Source organism: Desulfobacula phenolica (assembly GCF_900105645.1).
Taxonomy (GTDB): domain Bacteria; phylum Desulfobacterota; class Desulfobacteria; order Desulfobacterales; family Desulfobacteraceae; genus Desulfobacula; species Desulfobacula toluolica.
In genome coordinates this window covers 46,092-66,172 of record NZ_FNLL01000004.1, presented here as the reverse complement: position 1 = coordinate 66,172, position 20,081 = coordinate 46,092, and the positions used below count along the sequence as shown (strand labels likewise).

General features: G+C 41.5%; 20 protein-coding genes. 9 read left to right on the top strand and 11 right to left on the bottom strand.

Features of this window, described 5'->3' with window-relative positions:
* The first annotated feature begins 3 nt into the window (after nt 1–3).
* The 3 genes from BLT94_RS07485 to BLT94_RS07475 all read left to right on the top strand — a co-directional run bounded on the left by BLT94_RS07485 (nt 4) and on the right by BLT94_RS07475 (nt 1,901).
* On the top strand, nt 4–708 hold the full coding sequence (locus BLT94_RS07485; protein ID WP_092232282.1) for a phosphate ABC transporter ATP-binding protein: 705 nt from the start codon (nt 4–6) through the stop codon (nt 706–708).
* Between the two features lie 35 nt (nt 709–743).
* Nucleotides 744–1,214, top strand: coding sequence for an HAD family hydrolase (locus BLT94_RS07480; protein WP_014956554.1), 471 nt, complete (start codon nt 744–746; stop codon nt 1,212–1,214).
* 321 nt (nt 1,215–1,535) lie between these two features.
* Nucleotides 1,536–1,901, top strand: a complete 366-nt coding sequence (locus tag BLT94_RS07475) for a CGGC domain-containing protein (protein WP_014956555.1) — start codon at nt 1,536–1,538, stop codon at nt 1,899–1,901.
* 57 nt (nt 1,902–1,958) lie between these two features.
* Here the strand turns inward: BLT94_RS07475 and BLT94_RS07470 are convergent, their stop codons facing one another.
* From BLT94_RS07470 to BLT94_RS07460, 3 genes are read right to left on the bottom strand one after another with little or no spacing between them, the layout of a single operon-like run.
* Entirely contained in the window at nt 1,959–2,804 is an 846-nt protein-coding gene (locus BLT94_RS07470) for a metal ABC transporter permease (protein ID WP_092232280.1), read from the bottom strand.
* Nucleotides 2,797–3,558 carry a metal ABC transporter ATP-binding protein gene (locus BLT94_RS07465; protein WP_014956557.1) on the bottom strand — a complete coding sequence of 254 codons (762 nt, stop codon included), beginning with the start codon at nt 3,556–3,558 and terminating at the stop codon, nt 2,797–2,799. Before BLT94_RS07465 ends, BLT94_RS07470 begins: the two co-directional genes overlap by 8 nt.
* On the bottom strand, nt 3,545–4,468 hold the full coding sequence (locus BLT94_RS07460) for a metal ABC transporter solute-binding protein, Zn/Mn family (protein WP_092232279.1): 924 nt from the start codon (nt 4,466–4,468) through the stop codon (nt 3,545–3,547). Before BLT94_RS07460 ends, BLT94_RS07465 begins: the two co-directional genes overlap by 14 nt.
* Before the next feature lie 279 nt (nt 4,469–4,747).
* On the opposite strand from BLT94_RS07460, the gene BLT94_RS07455 reads away from it, so the two are divergent.
* The 3 genes from BLT94_RS07455 (at nt 4,748) to BLT94_RS07445 (ending at nt 7,108) form a co-directional block, all read left to right on the top strand.
* Nucleotides 4,748–5,260: a response regulator gene (locus BLT94_RS07455; RefSeq protein ID WP_014956559.1), complete on the top strand. Its 513-nt coding sequence runs from the start codon at nt 4,748–4,750 to the stop codon at nt 5,258–5,260.
* 124 nt (nt 5,261–5,384) lie between these two features.
* Nucleotides 5,385–6,404, top strand: coding sequence for a sensor histidine kinase (locus BLT94_RS07450; protein ID WP_041279836.1), 1,020 nt, complete (start codon nt 5,385–5,387; stop codon nt 6,402–6,404).
* Nucleotides 6,371–7,108, top strand: coding sequence for a response regulator transcription factor (locus BLT94_RS07445; RefSeq protein WP_014956561.1), 738 nt, complete (start codon nt 6,371–6,373; stop codon nt 7,106–7,108). The genes BLT94_RS07450 and BLT94_RS07445 overlap by 34 nt, the downstream gene beginning before the upstream one ends.
* 30 nt (nt 7,109–7,138) lie before the next feature.
* Here the strand turns inward: BLT94_RS07445 and BLT94_RS07440 are convergent, their stop codons facing one another.
* The 5 genes from BLT94_RS07440 to BLT94_RS07420 all read right to left on the bottom strand — a co-directional run bounded on the left by BLT94_RS07440 (nt 7,139) and on the right by BLT94_RS07420 (nt 12,655).
* Nucleotides 7,139–7,858 carry a 4'-phosphopantetheinyl transferase family protein gene (locus tag BLT94_RS07440; RefSeq protein WP_092232278.1) on the bottom strand — a complete coding sequence of 240 codons (720 nt, stop codon included), beginning with the start codon at nt 7,856–7,858 and terminating at the stop codon, nt 7,139–7,141.
* Entirely contained in the window at nt 7,855–9,639 is a 1,785-nt protein-coding gene (locus BLT94_RS07435; RefSeq protein ID WP_092232276.1) for a DUF6178 family protein, read from the bottom strand. The genes BLT94_RS07440 and BLT94_RS07435 overlap by 4 nt, the downstream gene beginning before the upstream one ends.
* Nucleotides 9,636–11,345, bottom strand: a complete 1,710-nt coding sequence (locus tag BLT94_RS07430) for a B12-binding domain-containing radical SAM protein (RefSeq protein WP_014956564.1) — start codon at nt 11,343–11,345, stop codon at nt 9,636–9,638. The genes BLT94_RS07435 and BLT94_RS07430 overlap by 4 nt, the downstream gene beginning before the upstream one ends.
* A gap of 75 nt (nt 11,346–11,420) precedes the next feature.
* Nucleotides 11,421–12,008: a nitroreductase family protein gene (locus tag BLT94_RS07425; RefSeq protein WP_092232274.1), complete on the bottom strand. Its 588-nt coding sequence runs from the start codon at nt 12,006–12,008 to the stop codon at nt 11,421–11,423.
* Nucleotides 12,005–12,655 carry an XTP/dITP diphosphatase gene (locus tag BLT94_RS07420; RefSeq protein ID WP_014956566.1) on the bottom strand — a complete coding sequence of 217 codons (651 nt, stop codon included), beginning with the start codon at nt 12,653–12,655 and terminating at the stop codon, nt 12,005–12,007. The genes BLT94_RS07425 and BLT94_RS07420 overlap by 4 nt, the downstream gene beginning before the upstream one ends.
* Nucleotides 12,656–12,978: 323 nt before the next feature.
* Between BLT94_RS07420 and BLT94_RS07410 the strand changes: the two genes are divergently transcribed.
* From BLT94_RS07410 to BLT94_RS07400, 3 genes are all read left to right on the top strand, one after another.
* Nucleotides 12,979–13,893, top strand: coding sequence for a hypothetical protein (locus BLT94_RS07410; protein WP_092232269.1), 915 nt, complete (start codon nt 12,979–12,981; stop codon nt 13,891–13,893).
* Between the two features lie 203 nt (nt 13,894–14,096).
* Nucleotides 14,097–14,915, top strand: coding sequence for a LuxR C-terminal-related transcriptional regulator (locus tag BLT94_RS22180; RefSeq protein WP_217641236.1), 819 nt, complete (start codon nt 14,097–14,099; stop codon nt 14,913–14,915).
* 217 nt (nt 14,916–15,132) lie between these two features.
* Nucleotides 15,133–15,945, top strand: a complete 813-nt coding sequence (locus BLT94_RS07400; protein ID WP_014956569.1) for a DUF3786 domain-containing protein — start codon at nt 15,133–15,135, stop codon at nt 15,943–15,945.
* 36 nt (nt 15,946–15,981) lie between these two features.
* On the opposite strand, the gene BLT94_RS07395 is transcribed toward BLT94_RS07400, so the two are convergent.
* The 3 genes from BLT94_RS07395 to BLT94_RS07385 form a co-directional block, all read right to left on the bottom strand.
* On the bottom strand, nt 15,982–17,094 hold the full coding sequence (locus BLT94_RS07395) for an NADH:flavin oxidoreductase (protein ID WP_014956570.1): 1,113 nt from the start codon (nt 17,092–17,094) through the stop codon (nt 15,982–15,984).
* A gap of 214 nt (nt 17,095–17,308) precedes the next feature.
* A complete protein-coding gene (locus BLT94_RS07390) occupies nt 17,309–19,723 on the bottom strand; it encodes an acetate--CoA ligase family protein (protein ID WP_092232266.1) in 2,415 nt (804 codons plus the stop codon).
* 42 nt (nt 19,724–19,765) lie between these two features.
* Nucleotides 19,766–19,966: a hypothetical protein gene (locus BLT94_RS07385; protein WP_092232263.1), complete on the bottom strand. Its 201-nt coding sequence runs from the start codon at nt 19,964–19,966 to the stop codon at nt 19,766–19,768.
* Nucleotides 19,967–20,081: the final 115 nt, after the last annotated feature.

The window sequence follows — 20,081 nt, the reverse complement described above, 5'->3', positions numbered from 1 at the left end:
ATAATGGGGAAAAAACAAATAAAAATACACATAAAAGATCTGTGGTTTTATTATCATGGCAGATCCATACTGGAAAATATTAATATTGAGATTGAGAAAAACGTGATAACCTCTATTGTCGGACCGTCAGGCCAGGGAAAATCAAGTTTTTTGATGACCCTTAACCGGCTTTGGGAGAGTGTTGATGGTGCCACGGCAACAGGAACCGTTGAAATTGATTTTGGGAATGGGTTTCAAGATATCTATCATAAAAAATATTCTCTTTCCCTGCTTCGCCGGCAGGTGGGGATGGTGTTCCAGGTTCCCAATCCTCTGCCCATGACCATTTATAAAAACATTGCTTTTCCCTTAAAACTTATGGGAGAAAAGGATCAGGATCAAATATCGGCAAAAGTGGAAGAGGCATTGAAACGGTCTTTTCTCTGGGAGGAGGTTAAAGACAGGCTTTGCCAGGACGCCCGGACACTTTCAGGCGGACAGCAGCAAAGGCTTTGCATTGCAAGGGCAATGGTTCTTGAACCACAGGTTTTGCTGCTTGATGAGCCAACCTCATCTCTGGATGAAACATCTGTCAGGGTGATTGAGCAATTGCTTCTGGAATTAAAAAGCAGGTGTACCATTATCCTGGTGTCACATTATATGGATCAGGTCAAACGCATTGCCGACAATAAGCTGGTTTTATCTGACCGGCAGTTCAAACAACAATAAAACAGGACTTTTATAAGGTTTAAAAAGGATTGCTTATGATAGATATAAATATTCCAGGATTCGGTCAACAGACTATCGAGCATGTTGTGTTTGATTATAATGGAACCATTGCAAAAGATGGTGTTTTGATCAAAGGAGTTAAAGATGGGATAAAACAATTTTCAGACAAGGTCAGGTTTCATGTGATTACAGCCGACACCTTCGGGTTTGTAAAAAAACAATTGAACGGTATTGACTGTGCCCTGACCATTATCCCGGAAAAAGACCAGGCCCAAAGCAAGCTTGATTATATTCAAAAGCTTGGAACACAGCATACCCTTTGCGTTGGCAACGGATCAAATGACAGGATGATGCTTAAAGCGGCCTGCATCGGGATTGCCGTGTTGCAGGAGGAAGGACTGTCCTGTGATTGTTTGCTGTCATCGGACCTTGTCATTAAGCATGTTTTGGATATGTTTGGGTTTTTAAATATCCCGCAGCGTCTGATTGCAACTTTGAGAACTTAAAGTTGCAATCCTTTCAGCGTAAAATTTTTATTTATTGATCCTCCGGTTGCACTGCTGATTTTCAAGTTCAAAGCCATATCGGACAAAAAAATATCCATAAGTTTGGTGCATTAATTGATTGCAAGATTGAGAATTTAAGTTTCCCTTATGCGACTATTTTGATTTCTCAATCAATTTGTAACGCCTTATTTCAAAGGTGGGCAGGAGATAACAGCTTGATATGAAAAGAGTAATTTTTAATTTTTTTCCTTTTTTTTGACTGGCACAGGCATTGCAAATACAAGAAAGCAATCAATAATGCTATTCTTTCGGAGGAGTTAAATGGAAAAAATACTTATAGTTGGGTGTAAAAAAGCAATGGACGACGTTTGTATCGGATGCAGCAGATGCATGGTGGGATTCAACAGAAGAGAAGGTGAGTTTGCCGCATACAAGGATCAGGATGCACAGCTTATCGGACTTTTAAACTGTGGGGACTGCCCCGGAGCAACCATTGTCACCCGCCTGGCCCAGATCAGTTTATGGAACAAACCCATGGATGAAAAAATAACTAAAGTTCATGTGGCACCCTGTATCACGGATCATTGTCCCCATAAAGAAGTACTCATTAATAAAATCAAAGCCAAAGCAGGGGTTGAGGTGATTGAAGGCACACATCCCTACAAGCCGGATAATATTTTTGCATAAAGATCGGCAACTGCCGGCAGCAATTGTTCCGGGGAAGGCGATCGCTTCATGATTGCTTTAATATTTTTTTAATACATTATGGACAACCAGTAGAATAAGATAGACCGAACCGCTCAAAACAATGATGGCAGGCCCGCTGGAAAGGCTGAATGAATAGCTCAATCCAAGGCCTGCCCATGTGAAAAATGCACACAATAAAATGGAATAGAGCATCATCTGCCACAGTCGCCTGGCATAAAATGAGGCAATGGCAGGCGGGATGGTCAGCAATGCAATAACCAGCACGATTCCGACAATTCTGACCAGGAGAACTACGGTAAGAGCAGTAAGAATCAGCAGTAAAAGATAGAAAAAAGTGGTGTTGATTCCCCTCAAAGACGTAAACTCACTGTCAAAGCAAACACTGAAAAACTGGTTGAAAAAAAGAATGGAAAGGCTTAGAACCAGTGCGTCCAGGCACCCCACATACAAAAGGTCTTTGCCTGAAATCAGCAGGATATCCCCAAACAGGTAAGAACTGAGATTGAAATAACCTGGGGTCTTGTCTATGAGCAGTATTCCGGATGCCATTCCCAGTGCCCATAGAGTTCCGATAATGGTGTCTTCGCGTTCTTTTGCATGAATGCTCACAAGCCCTACAATCACGGCGGCAATAATCGCAGCCAGGACAGCTCCTAAAATCGGATCAAACCATGTCAGTCCTGCCCTTACCTGCAGAAAAAGTGCAAGCCCGATGCCGCCGAACACGGAATGGGAAATGGCTCCGGCAAGGTATCCGATTCGTTTGGTTGTTACAAATGTACCGATGATGCCAAAAGAAATTGAGGCCAGTCCGCCCATGATAAACGCGTACTTTAAAAACAGGTTGTCCGGGTCCATGATAGCATGCATTATCTCAATCATAGGTGTGTCCTGTTTCACTGCATCTGTGGTCGTGGCGCACCATTCTAAGATCGCCATGGTAAATGTCTTTTATCAATGTCCCGTCCATAAGTGTTGTGGGGTGAATTACCACCCGGCGGTTTACGCATATCACGCTTTTGACATATTTTGAAACAAATCCCAGATCATGGGATACCAGCAGAATGGTCATGTTTGAATTGAGTTTTTGTAAAATGGCAAACAGGTTTTCTTCTGTCTTTAGATCAACATTGGCGGTGGGTTCATCCAGCAGCATTATATCCGGGCGGCTGCAAAGAGCCCTGGCAATGAGGATGCGCTGTTTCTGGCCGCCGGAAAGTTCATTGAATTCCGTATCAATAAAATCAGTCATACCCACTTCAGCAATGGAATTTAAGGCTTCAACCCGGTCTTTTTTTGAAAACCACAGGGTCGTTTTTGAAAGCCTGCCCATCATGACCACATCCATGACATTGGCTGGAAAATCCATGTCCAGGTGGGCGTATTGCGGCATATATCCGATCCTTTGTCTGACTTGGTCGGGAGTTTTTCCGAATATGCTTATTTTGCCTTTATCCGGTTTGATAAGGCCCAGTACCAGTTTTAGAAGGGTGGTTTTTCCGCCGCCGTTGGGGCCGACAATGCTTGCAAATTCATTTTGCTTGATCTGAAGATTCACATCCTCCAGAATATTGCGCTGTTTGTAAGCAAATGAGACATTATCCAATATGATTTCAGGGTCGTTATTCAGTTTCATTTGTTTGTTTTTTCAATGCCCGGATAATGGTTTGTGCTATGTTTTCCATATTGGACGGATAATCATAGGCAAGAGGATCAATGGATACCACCGTACCCTTTATGGCTGATGCTATTTTTTCTGCTGCATTCCGGTCAAACTGGGCCTGGACAAAAATTATCCGTGCTTTTTGTTTTTTCGCAAGTTTTATAATATTGGAAAGCTCTTTTCCCTTGGGTGCTTTCCCCATGGTTTCAATGGCAACCTGTTTCAATCCGTAAGCATCCGTAAAATACCCGAAACTGGGATGGAAAACAAACAGATTTTGTCCCTTTAAAGGTTTGAGTATTTTTTTAAGCCGCTTGTCAAGGGCATCAAGTTCCAGAGAAAACAGGTCGTAATTGGTTTTATATATATTCCTGTGATCAGGGTCAATGTTTGAAAGAGTTTGAAATATGGTATGGGCCTGTTTCTTTACCATTAACGGGTTCATCCAGATATGGGGGTCTTTTCCGATTGCATTTTTAACATTTTGATGAACAGAGTCATGGGTGTGGGCGGCTTTGCCGTGATAGTGTTTTTCCACAGTCCTTAAAGCAATTCCTTTGCGGGTATCCACGATTCTTGCATTGGCAATTGATTCTATTTTGTTCAAAATCCCGTTTTCAAAGGGTACTCCGATTCTGAAATAGACATCAGACGATGCAAGGTTTCTTATCTGGTCAGGAGAGGGAGAATAGGTGGAAGGACTTTTACCCGGTTTTACCAGAACATCGACCTTAACATTGTCCCTGCCGATTTGTTCAACAAAATATTTTTGAGGCAGGATGCTGACATGAACTTTAACCAGGGACTTTGCAAAAATATTTGAAGGCATAAGGTATACCAGAAGCGCTGCTGCAATTGCTGCATATTTTATAAAAAATTTCATTTTTCTCCATTCAATATTTTATTTTCCGATTGGATTTGTTGTAAAGACAGGTTAATGTTAATTTTCGTTAAGAAAACAGACTGACCCAATACCGGTATGTGATACTATATCCATGCCGGGCGTGTCAATGCTCCATTTTTTATCTGTCAAGGTGATTAATCCTTGACAGACAAACCATTCCAAGAATAAGGTTCTTTTGGTGTTAGATCTGGTAAGCCGATAATCATAAAACTAATTATAACAATCACTAAAGATAACAGTCACAAAAAGAGAACAGTCATGGACAATACGGACGCAAAAAAAATTCTTGTTATTGACGATGAAGAATATATCCGGGACAGTATGATTGGGTTTCTCGAAGATTTCGGATTTGACGTTATTGATGCTGAAAATGGCAAAATGGGTTTGGAGCTGTTTGAAAAGCAAAACCCTGATCTTGTGCTGTGTGATCTGCGAATGCCGGAAATGGACGGGCTGGAAGTTCTTGCAAAGGTTATACAAATCAATTCAAAAATTCCGATTATTATTATTTCCGGGGCGGGCAATATTTCAGATACCATGGGAGCCTTAAGGCTGGGTGCGTGGGATTATATTATTAAACCCATGCAGGATATGAATGTATTATATCATGCTGTGAAAAAGGCATTTGAGCGGTCTGAATTTATGGAGGAAAGACGCCGGTATCAAAAAGAGCTTGAAAAAGCCAGGAAAGAATTGAAAGATACTCTGGAAGCCCTTGAGAAAACAAAGGATCAACTATCGCAATTTAAAAAAACAGAAGCGCCCGGATAAAGGATTGCCGACTTGAAACAGGTAACAGCAGATCAATGAAAAGCATGGTTGAGAATAAAGGTTGTCCAGGCAAGGGTATCTGTTTTGCCGTGAAATTCCAGGATCATTGGAAAGACAGGTTGATATGCAGATTTTAAATCCCTCCAGATGGTATCTTCACCCTGTTTTTATCTTTGCCTGTTCCATTTTTGCCCTGGCCACATTCCTTGTGCTGACGGTCAGCTGGTACATGGAAATCACCTCTGCCCTTGAGGTGATTATTCTAAAGTTTCATATTGATCCAACATCAATTTTTCCTTCAAAGACCGGTATGACCATACTGATTTTAAGCGCTCTGATTGTCGTGGTATTGATCGGCATTTTACTTGCCTTTATCTATTATCAGAAGACAGTCAATCTTTTCAGGCTCCAGCATAATTTTATTTATAATTTCACACATGAATTAAAAACTCCTGTGACCTCGTTGCGGATTTATCTTGAAACCTTTATCCGCCACCCCATGGAGCCGGATGATATCAAAAAATACAGTAAAAACATGTTGGAAGATATTAATAGGCTTACGGAAAATATCAACAGTATCCTTAATCTTGCCAGGATTGAAAGTCAAAATTTTGGTTCTGAAGTTACCCGGGACAGTCTTGTAAAACTGGTGGAAAATTTTTGTAAAAAAAATGCCTCTTTGTTCAGGGACATGGATATAGAAATTGAAAATCAATCCGGCAAGCCGATTGTTTATCCGGTGAATCTGTTTTTGTTTGAAATGCTCTTGATGAACATTATTTCCAATGCCATAAAATATAACGATTCAGAGGCACCAAAGCTCATTATCCGGTTTAAAAGCTTTATACAAAAAGTTACCATTGAATTTATAGACAATGGAATCGGTGTTGACAAAAAGGAAGCAAAAAAAATTTTCAGAAAGTTTTATCAATCCGATCAAATCCATAAAAACGATGTTTCAGGATCGGGGCTTGGACTTTACCTTGTTTCCAGTATTGCCAGCATCCATGGCTGGAGAACATCGGTCACAAGTAAGGGAAAAGGAAAAGGTGCAACCTTTAAAATTACAATTCCAAGGGCAAGCATTGCCAATGTCAGGGAAAAAAAATTATGGAAACGGTTGAAAAAAAGCGTATCCTGGTAATAGAAGATGAAGCGCATATCGCAGACGGAATACGTTTAAACCTTTCATTCCAGGGGTTTGATGTGAAGATTGCCGCAGACGGTATTGAAGGGCTTGATCAATGGAGATCCTGGGAACCGGATTTGATTATTCTGGACATTATGCTGCCCATGATTGACGGGTTCTCTATTCTGAAAACCATTCGCCGGGAAGATGAAAAAATTCCCGTACTCATCCTTTCTGCCAGGGGTGATACAAAGGATAAAGTCAAAGGGCTTCGATACGGTGTGGATGATTATCTGTCAAAACCATTTGATCTGGAAGAATTTCTTTTAAGGGTTGAACGGTTAATCAAAAAAAAGACCTGGTATCAAGAGGATAAACAAGACAAAACCCAGGAGTATAAAATTTTTGAGGGCGATCAATACGATTTTGGTGACAATCATATTGATTTTGTCTCTTTTAAAGCCAGATGTGCTGCCGGTGAAATTGTTTTAACGGATCAGGAAATTGTTCTGTTAAAATTATTTATTGCCAATAAAGGAAAGCCGTTATCAAGAGACATGCTGTTGACTGCGGGCTGGGGATATTCAAGGGGTACTTCCACAAGAACAGTGGATAATTTTATTGTCCGGTTTAGAAAATATTTTGAAAAAAATCCCAAAACCCCGGTTCATTTTATCAGCCGCAGGTCTGTGGGGTATGTTTTTGAGCATGACAAATGATCTGTTTGATCATAATCTTAACCAGAAAGCCTAATCAGAAATAAGGGATAAAACATACTCGTTAAGAAAGGTTGAGTATACATCCACATTAATTTTTTTTTGATTATGCACGATTTCATTGTTGATCACCTCAACTTTGTGCAGGCTTTCATTAAATCCTTTTTTAATATATTTTAAATAGGCTTCTTTGATGGTCCAGTTTTTAAAAATATGGGCTGCATTGTCTGTTAAATTCAGAATCTCATTTTGTGTAAATGCGGTTTTTAAAAAAAAAATATCCGGTTTTTTGGTTATTTTTTCAATATCAATGCCAATGGTTTGGTGTTTGTTTTTACAGCATGCAACTGTTGTATAATCGTTGCTGTGGGACAATGAAACAGGAATATCAGGGCAGTTTGTAACATAAGGCGCTCCTTGATCAAGATAGGAAAGTGTGATGTGATCAAGGCGTGTTGTCTTTAAAAAAATGTGCTGCACCATCTGTTTGATAAGGTATCTGCCGCTTATCCATTCGATCTGTTTTTTAAGGGCTTTGAAACCATTGATGGTGTTGATTTCTTCTTTGCTGAAAACAGGGCAAATAAAATCCTCTTTTTTAAATATTTCATTTGCCTGTGGCCGGATGTGGTGATACTTGCTGTTGCTGACGATTGACCTGAGGATATCCGGTATCCTGGAATACCAGATGATTATGCCTGGTTTTGAAGTCAGGGTGTTTATGAAACTTTTATTTTGAAACGTTAACGTCATTTGTCTTTTCTTTTGTTTTTCTTTTTGCGCAAAAGAAAATGGGGGATAAACCTGGGATCAATATTTTCAGGATCAACCGAACCGTATTCATCTTTAAGCTCATTGATCAAAGCCGTTAACACTTCAAAGAATTTTTCCGGCAGATCTGTTTCTTTCATGCCGGTTGCTTCACATGTCCAGATAATCAGGTCATTTAACGGAATGTGTTCTATTGCATCAGAATCGGATTTTGAAAACAGGGCCGCAAAGAACTCTTTAAATAAAACCATATCAATAGGTTCAAGGTTCATGGCCTGCTTCAACCGGTCCTTTGCCCAGAGGGTAAGGATTAATGTCTTATAGGTTAAGACACCTTCTTTAAAAGATTCCAGATCAATATTAAGTTTTCCTAAAACCGTATCCAGGGCCATTATCTGTTCCAGGGCCGTGTTGGTTTTTGTAATGTCTGAAATTGATTTGAAATTGCGGTACAGGTCACCGGATACATAAGCATTGTAATATAACGGCCGGTCAAGAAAAAGGCCGCCAATACAACCTAAAAAATTTTCCCCAAGAAAACTTAAGGGCAGCTTGTTCTGGTTCATGAAGCTGTTCTGAAACCAGTTGGCCGCTTTTGTCTTAAGTTTGATGCCCGCCCTTGAACCGGTTCTGAAAATATCTTCAAGAAAATATTTATGGATCACATTTTTTGCAAGCTCGGGTTTTGGTTCTCCTTTCAGGATAACCTCAAGGCCGAGGTTCAGATAATCACAAACCTTTGAAATGGCTCTTTCAAGATCTTGTTTGGCTTTCAGCTTGATCTTGTCTGCGGAAATGACTTTATTGATCAATGCGGCAAGTTCCGATTCAAGGTCAAGGATAAATTCAGGATCAAAAAATTCCAGGGATTTGACAAACAGATTATCTCCTTTAATAAAAAGGGAGAAAAACTGGGGAGGCATTGGAATGTCCGGATCAAACGGTTTGCTTTTGAATATGCCTGCATCGGGTCGTTTGCGAAGATCTGAAAGCCGGGTTGGCTGATAAATGCCAATGGCTTCATGGGGAGGTAAAAATCCTTTTTCAGCCAGCCGCAGGTTTTTAAGCCGGAACTGTTCTTCTTCGGTTTCAATTGGCAGCAGGGCACAGGTTTCAAGCAGCAGGCCGTGAAAAACCGACAGATCCATTCCTGCAAGGGTCTTGAGCATTTTTTCGATTAATTCCCAGGCTTGTTCTTTGTTTTCAGGTTTTGGAGATTTGTCGTCATCATCTGTCAGAAATTTGTTATCATCACCTGTCATGGGTTTGTCCGGAAACCTGAAATAAAATTTGTCATCCATAGTGATGTAATCATCAAAATTTTCAGGGGGAATTTCATCATGTTCTCTGACAATTATTTCCATGTTTTTAAGCAGGTAAAATTCAAAATAATCGGGTTTTTCCTTGATAACCCACCTTAAAAGCCTTTGGGGATCAGCCTGGAAAAGCAGATCAAAGGTTTTGGTCATGGATTCAAGGTCCAGCCGGTCATTGTCCCAGGCCTCCACATCCAGGATATATTCCCATTGATCCGATTTTGCCATTGCCAGGATGGGAATAAAATCATCAGGCCCGATTTTATGCATGAGATAATACAGATCCTGGTCGGGAAAAGACTGTATCAAAGTGGCAGGGGAGGGCGCATCAAGAATCATTTCCAGGGCTTTTTCAGATTCGACGGCAAGGATTTCATGGCGCACGGCCCGAAGTTTTATTTCCCGGTTTTGAATATTGGCAAGTCTGTAATTTGTTTTATCGCTCATGTTTTTATCCTTGCAATGTTTTGGTGACAGATCTGAATGTATTGGTGCATTTCAGGAATCTTTTTGAATTTTTCAAAGAAGTTCAATGCGTTGGTAAACCGGCCCGTGTTCATTAGGCTTACTCCCATGCAGACGTTTAAATCTTGGTTTTCAGGCCAGTGATTCAGTCCTTTTTCAAGTATCAAAATAGCCTGGTCAAATCGTCTCTGTTTTTGCAGCAGCATGGCCAGGCCTAAAAATGCCCTGGCATCCGGAGCATAGGATAATGCCCTGTCATAAAGCTGTTTGGCTGTTTTATCCTGATTTTTGACCCGGGTGTCGGCCGCGTATTCGCCATGGGAAAATGTCATGGCAAGCCTTGAAAGAAATTGTGCATGAAACGGATATAATTCTTTTATATCCACAAGATCGATCTGCCGGACAAATGTGTCAAGGTTGCTGTAAAATTCAGATCTTAACCGGTCACCAAATGTTTTGACTTTTGTAAAATCAAGCTGCTCGTCAATTTCAAACCAGGGAAGGTCTTCTATTTTCCGATACCATAAATCGTCGTTCACAAGGCCTTTTTGAACGGCTGATTGATACAGGTGGGTTCCCGGGAAAATAACCAGCATGTAAAATATGGCGCTTAAGGGCTTGATGGCGTTTAGCAGGTCAATGCTTTCTTGTATGGTTTGATCGGTTTCTCCGGGTGACCCGTAAATAAAGTAGGCCCGGGGCAGGATGCCATAGGACGCGGTCAGGGAAAAAGCGGTGATAATTTTATCTTGTACAATGGGTTTCCCAAGGCGTTTGCGGATTTTTTCAGATCCTGATTCCACACCAAAACTCAATTGGATACACCCGGCTTTTCTCATGGCAGACAGGATGTCAGCATCAATATAATCCACCCTTGAAATAGCGTTCCAGGTGATGGCAAGTTTTTTTTTGATGATAAGGCTGCAAAATTCAATCACTCGCTGCTTGTCCATTGTAAAGGTGTCATCTGAAATATAAAAATGATGGATGCCTTTTTCTACAAGGGCCTGGATTTCATCGGCAAACCATTCAGGGGAGTGAAATCGCAAGTCTTGATTTCCCCAGAATTTGGGTGATCCGCAAAAGGTACACTTGCCGGGGCATCCCCGTGACAGGGAAAGGTGCTGATATGCAAAATATTTGGACGGGTGAACCAGAGAGTCCGGTTCTGCAATGGGGTCTCTTGGCAATGTCCTGAAAATCTTGTTGTTTTGTTTGAAGACCAGTCCGTTAATCTGTTCAAAGGAGTTGTCGCGATTGTTTCCAAGCGCTGTTGCAAGTTCAAGAAAGGTGATTTCACCTTCGCTTGTAACAATAAAATCAATATCCGGGCAGGCGGTTAAGAGATGGTCTGCAAGAAATGTCGGTGTAGGCCCGCCAAACACAATTGTCACATCAGGCCTGATCTTTTTTGCAGCATTTGCGCACTCCATTGCATTCCAGCGGTTGGAGTTGATCACGGAAAATCCTATGATATCCGGTTGCTGTCTTGAAACAATGGTTTTAAAGACCTCAACAGGGTCATCCCTTATGTCTGCCAGGTTTAGGATGCTGACGCTAAAACCTTTATCCATCATGAGCGCCCCGATATAGTAAAGGCCTATGGGAACAATACGGGCATCTTCTCCGGATATCCTTGCATCAAGGCATGCCGGGTTGACAAGCAGAATTTTTTGTTGATTTGCCATTTTTTGGTTGGTTTGCAATGTTTTTGTTGAGTTACTATTATATTTTTATTATTACTTTATCATATTGTTATTGTTTTACCATGAGCTGATGATAATGTCGTTGAGTTTTCTTTTGGGGACATGGTGGACCTGGTTGTCATCCCTCCAGTATTTGATATCACCGTCTTCACCCAATTGATCAATACAGATTTCTTCAACAGGTTTTCCCAGGGCCACCACCAGTTTAACCTCCAGGTGATCATCAATATTCAAGTGCTGTTTGAGCTTTTTTGCATTGACGGAACCGAACATGCACCCGCCAAGCCCCATGGATTTTGCTCCCAGCAGCAGTGTCTGGGCTGCAATGCCATGGTCGCACCAGAATTTATCGGAAATATGATGATCTCCCATGATGACGATATATGCGGAGGGCCGTTCTTCTTTTATCGGGCCTTTCCACTCTTTTAAGTATGCGGCCCATCCCAGGCAGGAAAAGATATCTTCATTTTTTTGATCATCCCGGCATATGATATATTTCAAGGGCTGGAGATTTGCAGCCGATGCACAGTTCCGTGCCAGTTCAACCAGTTCCCGTAATTTTGTTTCATCAATTTTATGAGCATTGTCAAACCGTCTGCAGGATCTGTTTTGAATGACAAGCTCTTTAAAAGAGGAGGGGGTCATGAGTTGTTTCCTTTGCATTCCGCACGCTGGAATTTGGGCATAGTGATATCAATCCAGTCGATGATTTTGTCCATTTCATCGGCTATTTCTTTTAACGCCTTGCCCCGGTGGCTGACCTGGCCTTTTTCTTGAATGGTCAACTGGGCAAAGGTTTTGTTCAATTCAGGATAAAAAAAGAGCGGATCATATCCAAACCCGTTATCCCCAACTGCTTCTTTGGTGATAACACCCTGGCACTCACCTTCATAAGTCAAGGCCGGGCCTGTTGGAATCGCAATGGAAATCACACATTTAAAGGAGGCTTTCCGGTTGTCTTTGTCTTTTAATTCTTCCAGCATTTTTTTGACATTGTCCGCATCCGTGGCATTTTCTCCGGCATACCTGGCGGAATAGACGCCGGGCGCACCGTCAAGAGCTTCAACGCAAAGCCCTGAGTCATCTGCCATGGCAGGGTATCCTAATATTTTTGCCGTAAAAGAGGCTTTTTTATAGGCATTGTCATCAAAGGTCTCTCCGTCCTCAATAACCTCTGGGATGGGACCGAAATCATCCAGGTTTTTGATATCAATTGGATATCCTTTTAAAAGTTCTCTGATTTCCCTTGTTTTTCCCTTGTTTCTGGTTGCAAGAACTATGATCTGTTTCAATGGTTTACTCCACATTTTTCAGGTTTGGGTTGATGTTGGCATAATATAAGGCCAAGCCCCTGTTTTGTAAACCCCGGCATCTGGTAAAAGTGGTTATTGCGCCCATGCATGGGCATTGTTCAACCGGATACTCCCCTTCAATTGTTTTTCTTGCTTGACCTTCCGAATTTCTTTGAATAATTGTAAAAGCCGTATGCAATGATTCCTTTGAAAAAAATTTGAAAATTTATATTATAAGCCCGGCGTCAGACCTGTTAAAAATTTTTCTTGTTTGTAAACCCTTGCTGTCCGTTATCCAAACATTGAAATAGGGAAGAGTGAAAATGAAATCCACAAAAAAACAAAAAATAGTAATATCATCTGTTGGAGCCTTAATGGCGATATTGTTTTTCTTTTCACCTGGGTTAAGGCTTCCGATATTAGACAGCACAGCTGATGATTACTTTCGTGAGGCAATAAGCAAAGCCGGGGTTGCTTATGCAACATGCAGGCTTATCAACTCCTCTGTTTCAATTGTTAAGGATTCCAACCTGAATCTGGAACCCGCAGGCGTGGGGATAACATTAGCCATAGGACAGGCTTTAGACCCGATTGATGATATGACTGAACGTGTGTCTGATGTAATAGTAACTGCGATTACGTCATTGGGGGTTCAGAAATTGGTCTATGAGATTAGTGTGTCACTTGCGCCGCCTATATTTGCCCTGTTTCTTTTCGTTTTATCTGTTCTGATTTGGTTTGAGAACCAAAGATTGGCTGCTCTTCAAAAAATCATAACGGGCTTCATACTATTGATTCTAATTGCCAGGTTTACACTTCCTATATCGGCTATTACAAATAATTATATTCAAGAAAATTTTTTTGAAGAAAAAATTTTGAATGCAAATAAAGAACTGGCACTCGGGTCTGCGGAACTTGATAAATTGATGGAATTTTCAATCCCGCAGACTGATGGTGTCTTGGGAACTATCAAGAATAGCTCATCATTTCTTAAACGCAAATCTTTGGAGTTTAAAAATGCCCTTGTTAACACAATCAGCAACACGGGAAATATCATAGAAAACCTTTTGAAACTGATATTTTTATATGTTGGAATTTTTTTGATTCAAGTTGTTGCTTTGCCGATAATTGTGTTTGGAGTGTTTGTAAAATTTGCAAACAGCTTGTTTGACACAAATATTCCAGTAATTCCCAGGATTATGAACCAGTCAAATGTTAAAAGTGTAAAAAAAGAATAAGATCAGGGAACAACGGATATTCAAGACAAGGTGAAAAGTATTTGTGCTATGAATGCACAGACTTTAAATTGCCCTGACCTGCAAAATATGCAACCAGATTTGCGCTATATAATCGTGAGTTGTTTTTTAAAAGAGTGTGTGGTATCTCATTTTTTATGCAACGAATAGGATTTAATCATTTTTATACTTGTATGGACGGTCCCATGGCAAAGCCCGGTTCAAGCAGAGGGTCTTGTGTTACGGCGATTATCCATTTTGAAAAAGATATCTCGTTTTTGTTTCCCTATATCAATGCGGTTGCAGATGAAGCTGAACTCCATGAAAATCCAAACCTGGTCCGGTTTGTTTTTGACAAGGTTTATTGCGTTGTTTATCCTGAAAGGTGTATTGCATCTCCTTTGGACGACCGGGAACATGCAACAGCATTCAGGGAAAAATTAATGGAATTTTTAAATGGGATTCTTGACAAGAAAAATGATATTATCCCGAAATTCAAGGTGTTTCAAAAAATTGCAGTTACCGATATTTTAAAGCTTTTACCAAAAACAAATTGCGGCAAATGCGGGCTTAAAAGCTGCATGGCTTTTGCCGCGATGGTTTCCAAGCAGCGGGTTCAGCCGTCAAAATGCCCGTATGTGGGGTTGCCCATAAACGAGCAGGTCACCTATCCGGTACGTGATAATGACGGGAACCTTGTTTCATCGGTTACACTGAATATTGATACCTCCAATCAATCAAATAAGATCCATGAATCAAATAAGATCCATGAAAAAAATGTCCCTATGCCTGCTTTGAACAGAACAGATCATCCTGCAAATTTATCCCTGCCCTCAGCCCTGACTCAAAGAGAACTTGAGGTTCTGTCCGGAATAGGGTTGGGACAGACCAACCGTGAAATTTCACAACAGCTTCATATCAGTCCTCATACCGTTAAAAGTCATGTTGTAAACATCTTTAACAAGCTGGGGGTCAGTCATCGGACTCAGGCTGTGGTTTGGGCGGCTCGCCACCAGATAATTTAATTTTTTTTGTTTCTCCCCCTTTTGGGTGATGTTTTATTGCCAGGTTTATCCTATTTTATTAGTTTAAAATATCATGGAAAATATTTTTTTATATGAAAGTCTTGAAAAATCCAAACAGTGATTTTTATTATTTGTTATGGGCAAATCTGGGTGAGCAAATTATGATATAAAATTGACAAGTTATGCCCATGACAGTTATTTAAAATGAGGAGTGTATATGTCTGAATTTGCCAATGCCATGGAAGTGTTTAAGATTCTGGATAAATCCAATTGCAGAAAATGCAATGAACAAACCTGTCTTGCTTTTGCCTCAAAGGTTTTTTTGGGAGAAAAATCATTGGATCAATGCCCTGTCTTGAGCCAAAAAGTGCTTGAACAATATCAGGGAAAACAGAAAAAAAAGATGACAAATGAAGAGTACCGGTCAACGCTTGTGGCGGACTTGAAAACACAAATAAATTCTTGTGACCTGGAAAAGGCAGCCAAAAGAGTCGGGGGGAGTTTTTCAAAAGGGAAATTGATGATCAGGATTTTTGGAAAGCAGTTTTTCATTGATTCACAGGGCAACATGTTTTCAGATATTCATATCAACCCCTGGATTGCCAGTACTGTTTTGGGATATGTCCTCCACTGCAAAGGGGTTTCTTTGACGGGGAAATGGGTTCCGTTAAGAGAAATTGAGGGTGGGCGTGAGAAAAATCCTTTGTTTGTCCAGAGATCTGAAAAGCCTTTAAAACAGATTGCAGATAAATATCCCCATTTGTTTGAAGATCTGATTGTTCTTTTTAATGGAAAAACAGTGGAAAATTATTATGCATCAGATATATCACTGGTGCTTTATCCTTTGCCAAAGCTTCCCATACTGATCTGCTATTGGAAGGCTGAAGACGGTATGGAATCGGATCTGCACATTTTTTTTGATTCATCTGCCGGCATGAATGCCAATGTGGATATTGTATATGGCATTGCTACCGGCATTGTTGTCATGTTTGAAAAAATTTCCATGAAACACGGGGTGGTTGCCTCGTGATTTTCAGGGGTGTCCTTGTTTGTGCGGCATATTGTTTCATGTGGTTCTTTTGTCTTTTTTCTGGGCAACACAAAAAATGCCGCCTTTGGACATCCCCGGAATAAAACATTTGTTGCACGAGATGCACTCTGAATGGTCGGTTTTATTTGTTGCCCATTTTTTTGGCAGATCCGGTTCCCGGATCAAAGGCCGTGAAAGAGAAATAAAATCCATGCCGTGTTCAGCTATTGCCTTTTGAGCAACAAGAAGGGATCTGAACCCCCCAACGCAAATAACAGGGCACGACACTTGTTTTTTTATGGTCAGTGCAAGATCAAGGTTATAGGCTTGCTTTTCAGGGGAATTGATTTTTGTCCTGGCAGGTCCTTTTTCTCCGGAAGACGCTGTACCGGAAGAAACTTCTATGGCATCAATTCCAAAATCAGAGAGTTTTTTTGCAATTTGAACTGCCTCATCTGTTGTCAATCCGTTTTCAACATGGTCATTTGCATTGAATTTTATAAACACCGGGTAGTTTTTGCCCACACGGGTCCTTATCTTTTCATAGATATCAAATAAAAACCTGCCTCTGTTTTCAAGACTTCCTCCATATGCATCTGTTCTCTGGTTTGTCACAGGAGACAGGAACTGGCTGACAAGATATCCATGGGCACCATGAATCTGAACGGCATCAAATCCCCATTCTTTGGCTCTTCCTGCGGCCCTGGCAAAGGAATCGGTAATGTTTTCTATCTCTAATATGGAAAGTGCCTGGGGCGTTTCAGGAAATGCGCCCACTTTGATGCCTGATGGTGCCACAGGCTGGCGTCCCGCTGATTTTGAATCTGTTTGACCTCCGGCATGAACAAGTTGAATGGCAATTTTACCGTTTAAATCATGAACCGCCCGGGTCAGTTGTTTGAATTGCAGGGCAAACTTATCCGTGTAGATCCCCATTTTACCTGGCAATTGCTTTCCATCCCTTCTAACATAAGTATACCCGGTAATGATCAGCCCAATTCCTCCCTTGACCAGGTTGCAATAGGTGTCCACAAGTTTTTGGGTCGGCCTGCCGTCCGGTTCACACATGCCTTCCCAGGTTGCAGACCTGATCATTCTGTTTTTTAATGTGATTTTGCCAATTGAACCCTGATCGAATAGTGATGCCATATATATTCTCCCGCCTGAAACGCATTATAGCCCTCTACATGGTCTGTAAACCATTTTATAATTTTAATCACATGCTCATACCCAACAATCAAGTATGAATAAATCAAGCATGAGTATATGATACCCTTGAAGGAATCAGGGATATCTCAAGGAATTAATTATTGCAATATAAATTTTGTTGTGAAAAAATTATTTGACAGCCAAAGATTGAAAATTATTGTTTACCAACCGAGTTTCGGATGGCATAGGCATTCAACCGTCCCTGGACGTATAATGAAAGGGCGGCAATGGCCTTGTCACAGACTGTGAACACCGGAATGTTGTTTTTTATCAGGGCCTCCCTCAGCGGGTCATACAGGCGGCCACCGTCAACAACGGTTACCACAGGGGTGTCACAGGTATTGGCAATGTCAATGATCTGGTTTTTAATGCTGTTTTCGTGATTCATATCAAAGTATGGAATCGACGGGCTGTCAAGGGTTTTCATGGCCGGTGACATGGGGTCAAGACTGACGACGACAGCATCAACACCTTTATCTTCTGCCAGTATCCTTGTGATCTGTGCATGGGTGTCATCATCTGCCGCTGGATTGATATCCAGGGGATTTGACAGTGTCACAAAGGCATCCAGTTTTTTGTGTTTTAAAATATCTGCCACTTTTTCAAGTGTACTCTCTTCAAAACGGGCCAGTTCCATGTGAAAATCATCTGACTGGATGGAATCGGCCATGCCTACGGCTTCAAATCCGGCTCCGCTGACTGCAGCCAGGCGGTTGCCCTTGATGATTTTTTTGCTCATAGTTTCGGCAAGAACGATCAGTTCCTGGAATTCTGAAAAGGTTCTGGCAACAATGGCACCGGCCTGGCGGACACAGGATTCACAAACCATGTAGTCCCCGGCAAGGGATGCGGTATGGCTGGAGGTGGCGGCCTTGCCTTCAGGGGTACGGCCGGCTTTGTAGAATATCATTTCTTTGCCCGCAAGGACTGCATGTCTGACAGCTTTGCAGAATTCCAGGCCGTCAAGGTCGTTGAATCCTTCAGCATATACGGCAATGACATCCACTGATTTTGATGTCATGAAATATTGAATCATATCTCCCAGGGTCAGATCTGTCTGATTGCCCATGGAGATCATATAGGCCGGGCTCATGTGGGGGTATTGGTGACTGCGGTGAAGCATGAAGGCGCCGCTCTGACTGATCAAGGCAGCCCTGTGAAAAGCACAATTTCTTTGTTTTGGCAGTTTTTGTTCAGGTATGAACCAGGTGTCATATCCTCCTGGTTTGGAAATAACGCCCATGCAATTTGCACCAAGAAAGACAGGGCCGCCTTCTTTTGTAGCATGGGCCTGGTCTATTTTTGCAATGATGTCCCGGGCGCGGTCTTTGCTGTCATGGGTTTCGCCCATGCCGCCTGGAATGAGCATGACGGTTTCAGCCGCATCAAGGCGGATAATATCGTCCACAAGCTCAGGTACCCGGGCCGCTCCAACAGCAACAATAAAAAGATCCAGTTTTTTGTTTTTTTCCTGTTTCAAGGCCTCAAGGTTTGGAAGGCATCTCACTGCATCGACTTGTTTTGCACTTTGACTGAAAATAATCGTGTTCTCTTTGCTGAATCCTTCTGCCAGAATATTGTCCAGGATGATCCTTCCAAAGTTTTTCCGGGTTGAAGAAACCCCTATGATCCCGATGGATTTCGGGTGCAGCAGATTGTCGATTTTTTTTACAGGTCTTTTTGCTGCAATTTTTTTGGGCTTGCAAAATTTGCACATGCCGTCCAAAGGCACCATGAGGTAATCGCAAAAGGTAAAGGGATTGACTTCAAGTTCTTTGATGACAAATGGTGCGTCCGGGTTGGCCTGTGAGTAGTGGTTGCCCATGCGTATAAAGGATTCAAAACATTCAATGAGCTGTTCATCGCTTACAATGCGCTGTTGTCCACGGGTCAGGCCCGTAAGTTTTCTGTAGGAAATAGTCTGCTTGAAAATTTTAAAAAAAGTGTGGCCGTCATTCATGGCACAGGATGCTGCTACAATTGCCTGGCCTTTCCTGAACCGTTTGGCATAAAGTTCTGTATCTGTTCCGCCTAATCCTGCACTTATAATCGTACCAAATTCCCTTGTATGGCGGAGTCCCACGATCAGTTCATTGCCAAAGGCATTTGAATCGGGAGGCATGAACTGAACCTGTAAAATTCCTTGTATATCCCTGCTGATGGCAGCTATCAGGGGTTCTCCGGAAAGTCCTTTATATGGGGCAGGTGCCGATTCGGGGTTACGTTCGATCCAGGTTGCGTAATTTTCAGGCACCTCGTAAAACATTCGCCGGACAGCAGAGATAATCCGATGGGGTTCTTTTTTGACAATCCGTACACCGCCCACCTCTGTTTTATGGATTATAAATGGGGATACTATTTTGAGGACGGTTTTTTCTCCCGGAAAAGCATTTAATGCGTCATCTGATGGGCGCGAACCTCTGGGGATAAAATTGCACAGGGGAGGGGTTTCCGCCCCTGACCTTGAAAGAAGGGTGTATACTTCAAATTCATATAAGAAATTTCGGCTATCTTCATGGGCTGCCGTGAGCATCTGGGTTATGCCGCTAAAATCGATGGGTAAGTTCATTGTTTTGTCAGCTCTTATCAGGATAATGGAATAATGGGAATTTTATTTGATTTTTAAATTGATATTATGCGCTTTTATCGTAGCATTAACAGCATCGGTAAGTGTGTTCATGGGTACATTTGATGTGAATTGTTCCCCGTCGCTTGATATTTCTATCCCTCTAACATTTTTTTTTGTTAATTTCAGCAGAACACTAAGCCCAAAGGTCTTTGGCACTTTAAAATATTTTTCTTCATTAGTCATGATTAATCCTTTCTAGTTGTTTGTTTCTAATAAGGATTTGTGCTGGCATCAAATTGTATCTTTGATATTTCTATGGATATTACCTGAATGAGAAGGTAATTGATTATAATAAAAA

What these genes read in the sequence shown, in the direction of transcription:
- BLT94_RS07470 (WP_092232280.1), bottom strand. Translation starts at nt 2,804, where the DNA reads ATGATTGAGATAATGCATGCTATCATGGACCCGGACAACCTGTTTTTA.
- BLT94_RS07475 (WP_014956555.1), top strand. Translation starts at nt 1,536, where the DNA reads ATGGAAAAAATACTTATAGTTGGGTGTAAAAAAGCAATGGACGACGTT.
- BLT94_RS07440 (WP_092232278.1), bottom strand. Translation starts at nt 7,858, where the DNA reads ATGACGTTAACGTTTCAAAATAAAAGTTTCATAAACACCCTGACTTCA.
- BLT94_RS07400 (WP_014956569.1), top strand. Translation starts at nt 15,133, where the DNA reads ATGTCTGAATTTGCCAATGCCATGGAAGTGTTTAAGATTCTGGATAAA.
- BLT94_RS07445 (WP_014956561.1), top strand. Translation starts at nt 6,371, where the DNA reads ATGGAAACGGTTGAAAAAAAGCGTATCCTGGTAATAGAAGATGAAGCG.
- BLT94_RS07450 (WP_041279836.1), top strand. Translation starts at nt 5,385, where the DNA reads ATGCAGATTTTAAATCCCTCCAGATGGTATCTTCACCCTGTTTTTATC.
- BLT94_RS07390 (WP_092232266.1), bottom strand. Translation starts at nt 19,723, where the DNA reads ATGAACTTACCCATCGATTTTAGCGGCATAACCCAGATGCTCACGGCA.
- BLT94_RS07410 (WP_092232269.1), top strand. Translation starts at nt 12,979, where the DNA reads ATGAAATCCACAAAAAAACAAAAAATAGTAATATCATCTGTTGGAGCC.
- BLT94_RS07480 (WP_014956554.1), top strand. Translation starts at nt 744, where the DNA reads ATGATAGATATAAATATTCCAGGATTCGGTCAACAGACTATCGAGCAT.
- BLT94_RS07460 (WP_092232279.1), bottom strand. Translation starts at nt 4,468, where the DNA reads ATGAAATTTTTTATAAAATATGCAGCAATTGCAGCAGCGCTTCTGGTA.
- BLT94_RS07385 (WP_092232263.1), bottom strand. Translation starts at nt 19,966, where the DNA reads ATGACTAATGAAGAAAAATATTTTAAAGTGCCAAAGACCTTTGGGCTT.
- BLT94_RS07430 (WP_014956564.1), bottom strand. Translation starts at nt 11,345, where the DNA reads ATGGCAAATCAACAAAAAATTCTGCTTGTCAACCCGGCATGCCTTGAT.
- BLT94_RS22180 (WP_217641236.1), top strand. Translation starts at nt 14,097, where the DNA reads ATGGCAAAGCCCGGTTCAAGCAGAGGGTCTTGTGTTACGGCGATTATC.
- BLT94_RS07485 (WP_092232282.1), top strand. Translation starts at nt 4, where the DNA reads ATGGGGAAAAAACAAATAAAAATACACATAAAAGATCTGTGGTTTTAT.
- BLT94_RS07395 (WP_014956570.1), bottom strand. Translation starts at nt 17,094, where the DNA reads ATGGCATCACTATTCGATCAGGGTTCAATTGGCAAAATCACATTAAAA.
- BLT94_RS07465 (WP_014956557.1), bottom strand. Translation starts at nt 3,558, where the DNA reads ATGAAACTGAATAACGACCCTGAAATCATATTGGATAATGTCTCATTT.
- BLT94_RS07435 (WP_092232276.1), bottom strand. Translation starts at nt 9,639, where the DNA reads ATGAGCGATAAAACAAATTACAGACTTGCCAATATTCAAAACCGGGAA.
- BLT94_RS07455 (WP_014956559.1), top strand. Translation starts at nt 4,748, where the DNA reads ATGGACAATACGGACGCAAAAAAAATTCTTGTTATTGACGATGAAGAA.
- BLT94_RS07425 (WP_092232274.1), bottom strand. Translation starts at nt 12,008, where the DNA reads ATGACCCCCTCCTCTTTTAAAGAGCTTGTCATTCAAAACAGATCCTGC.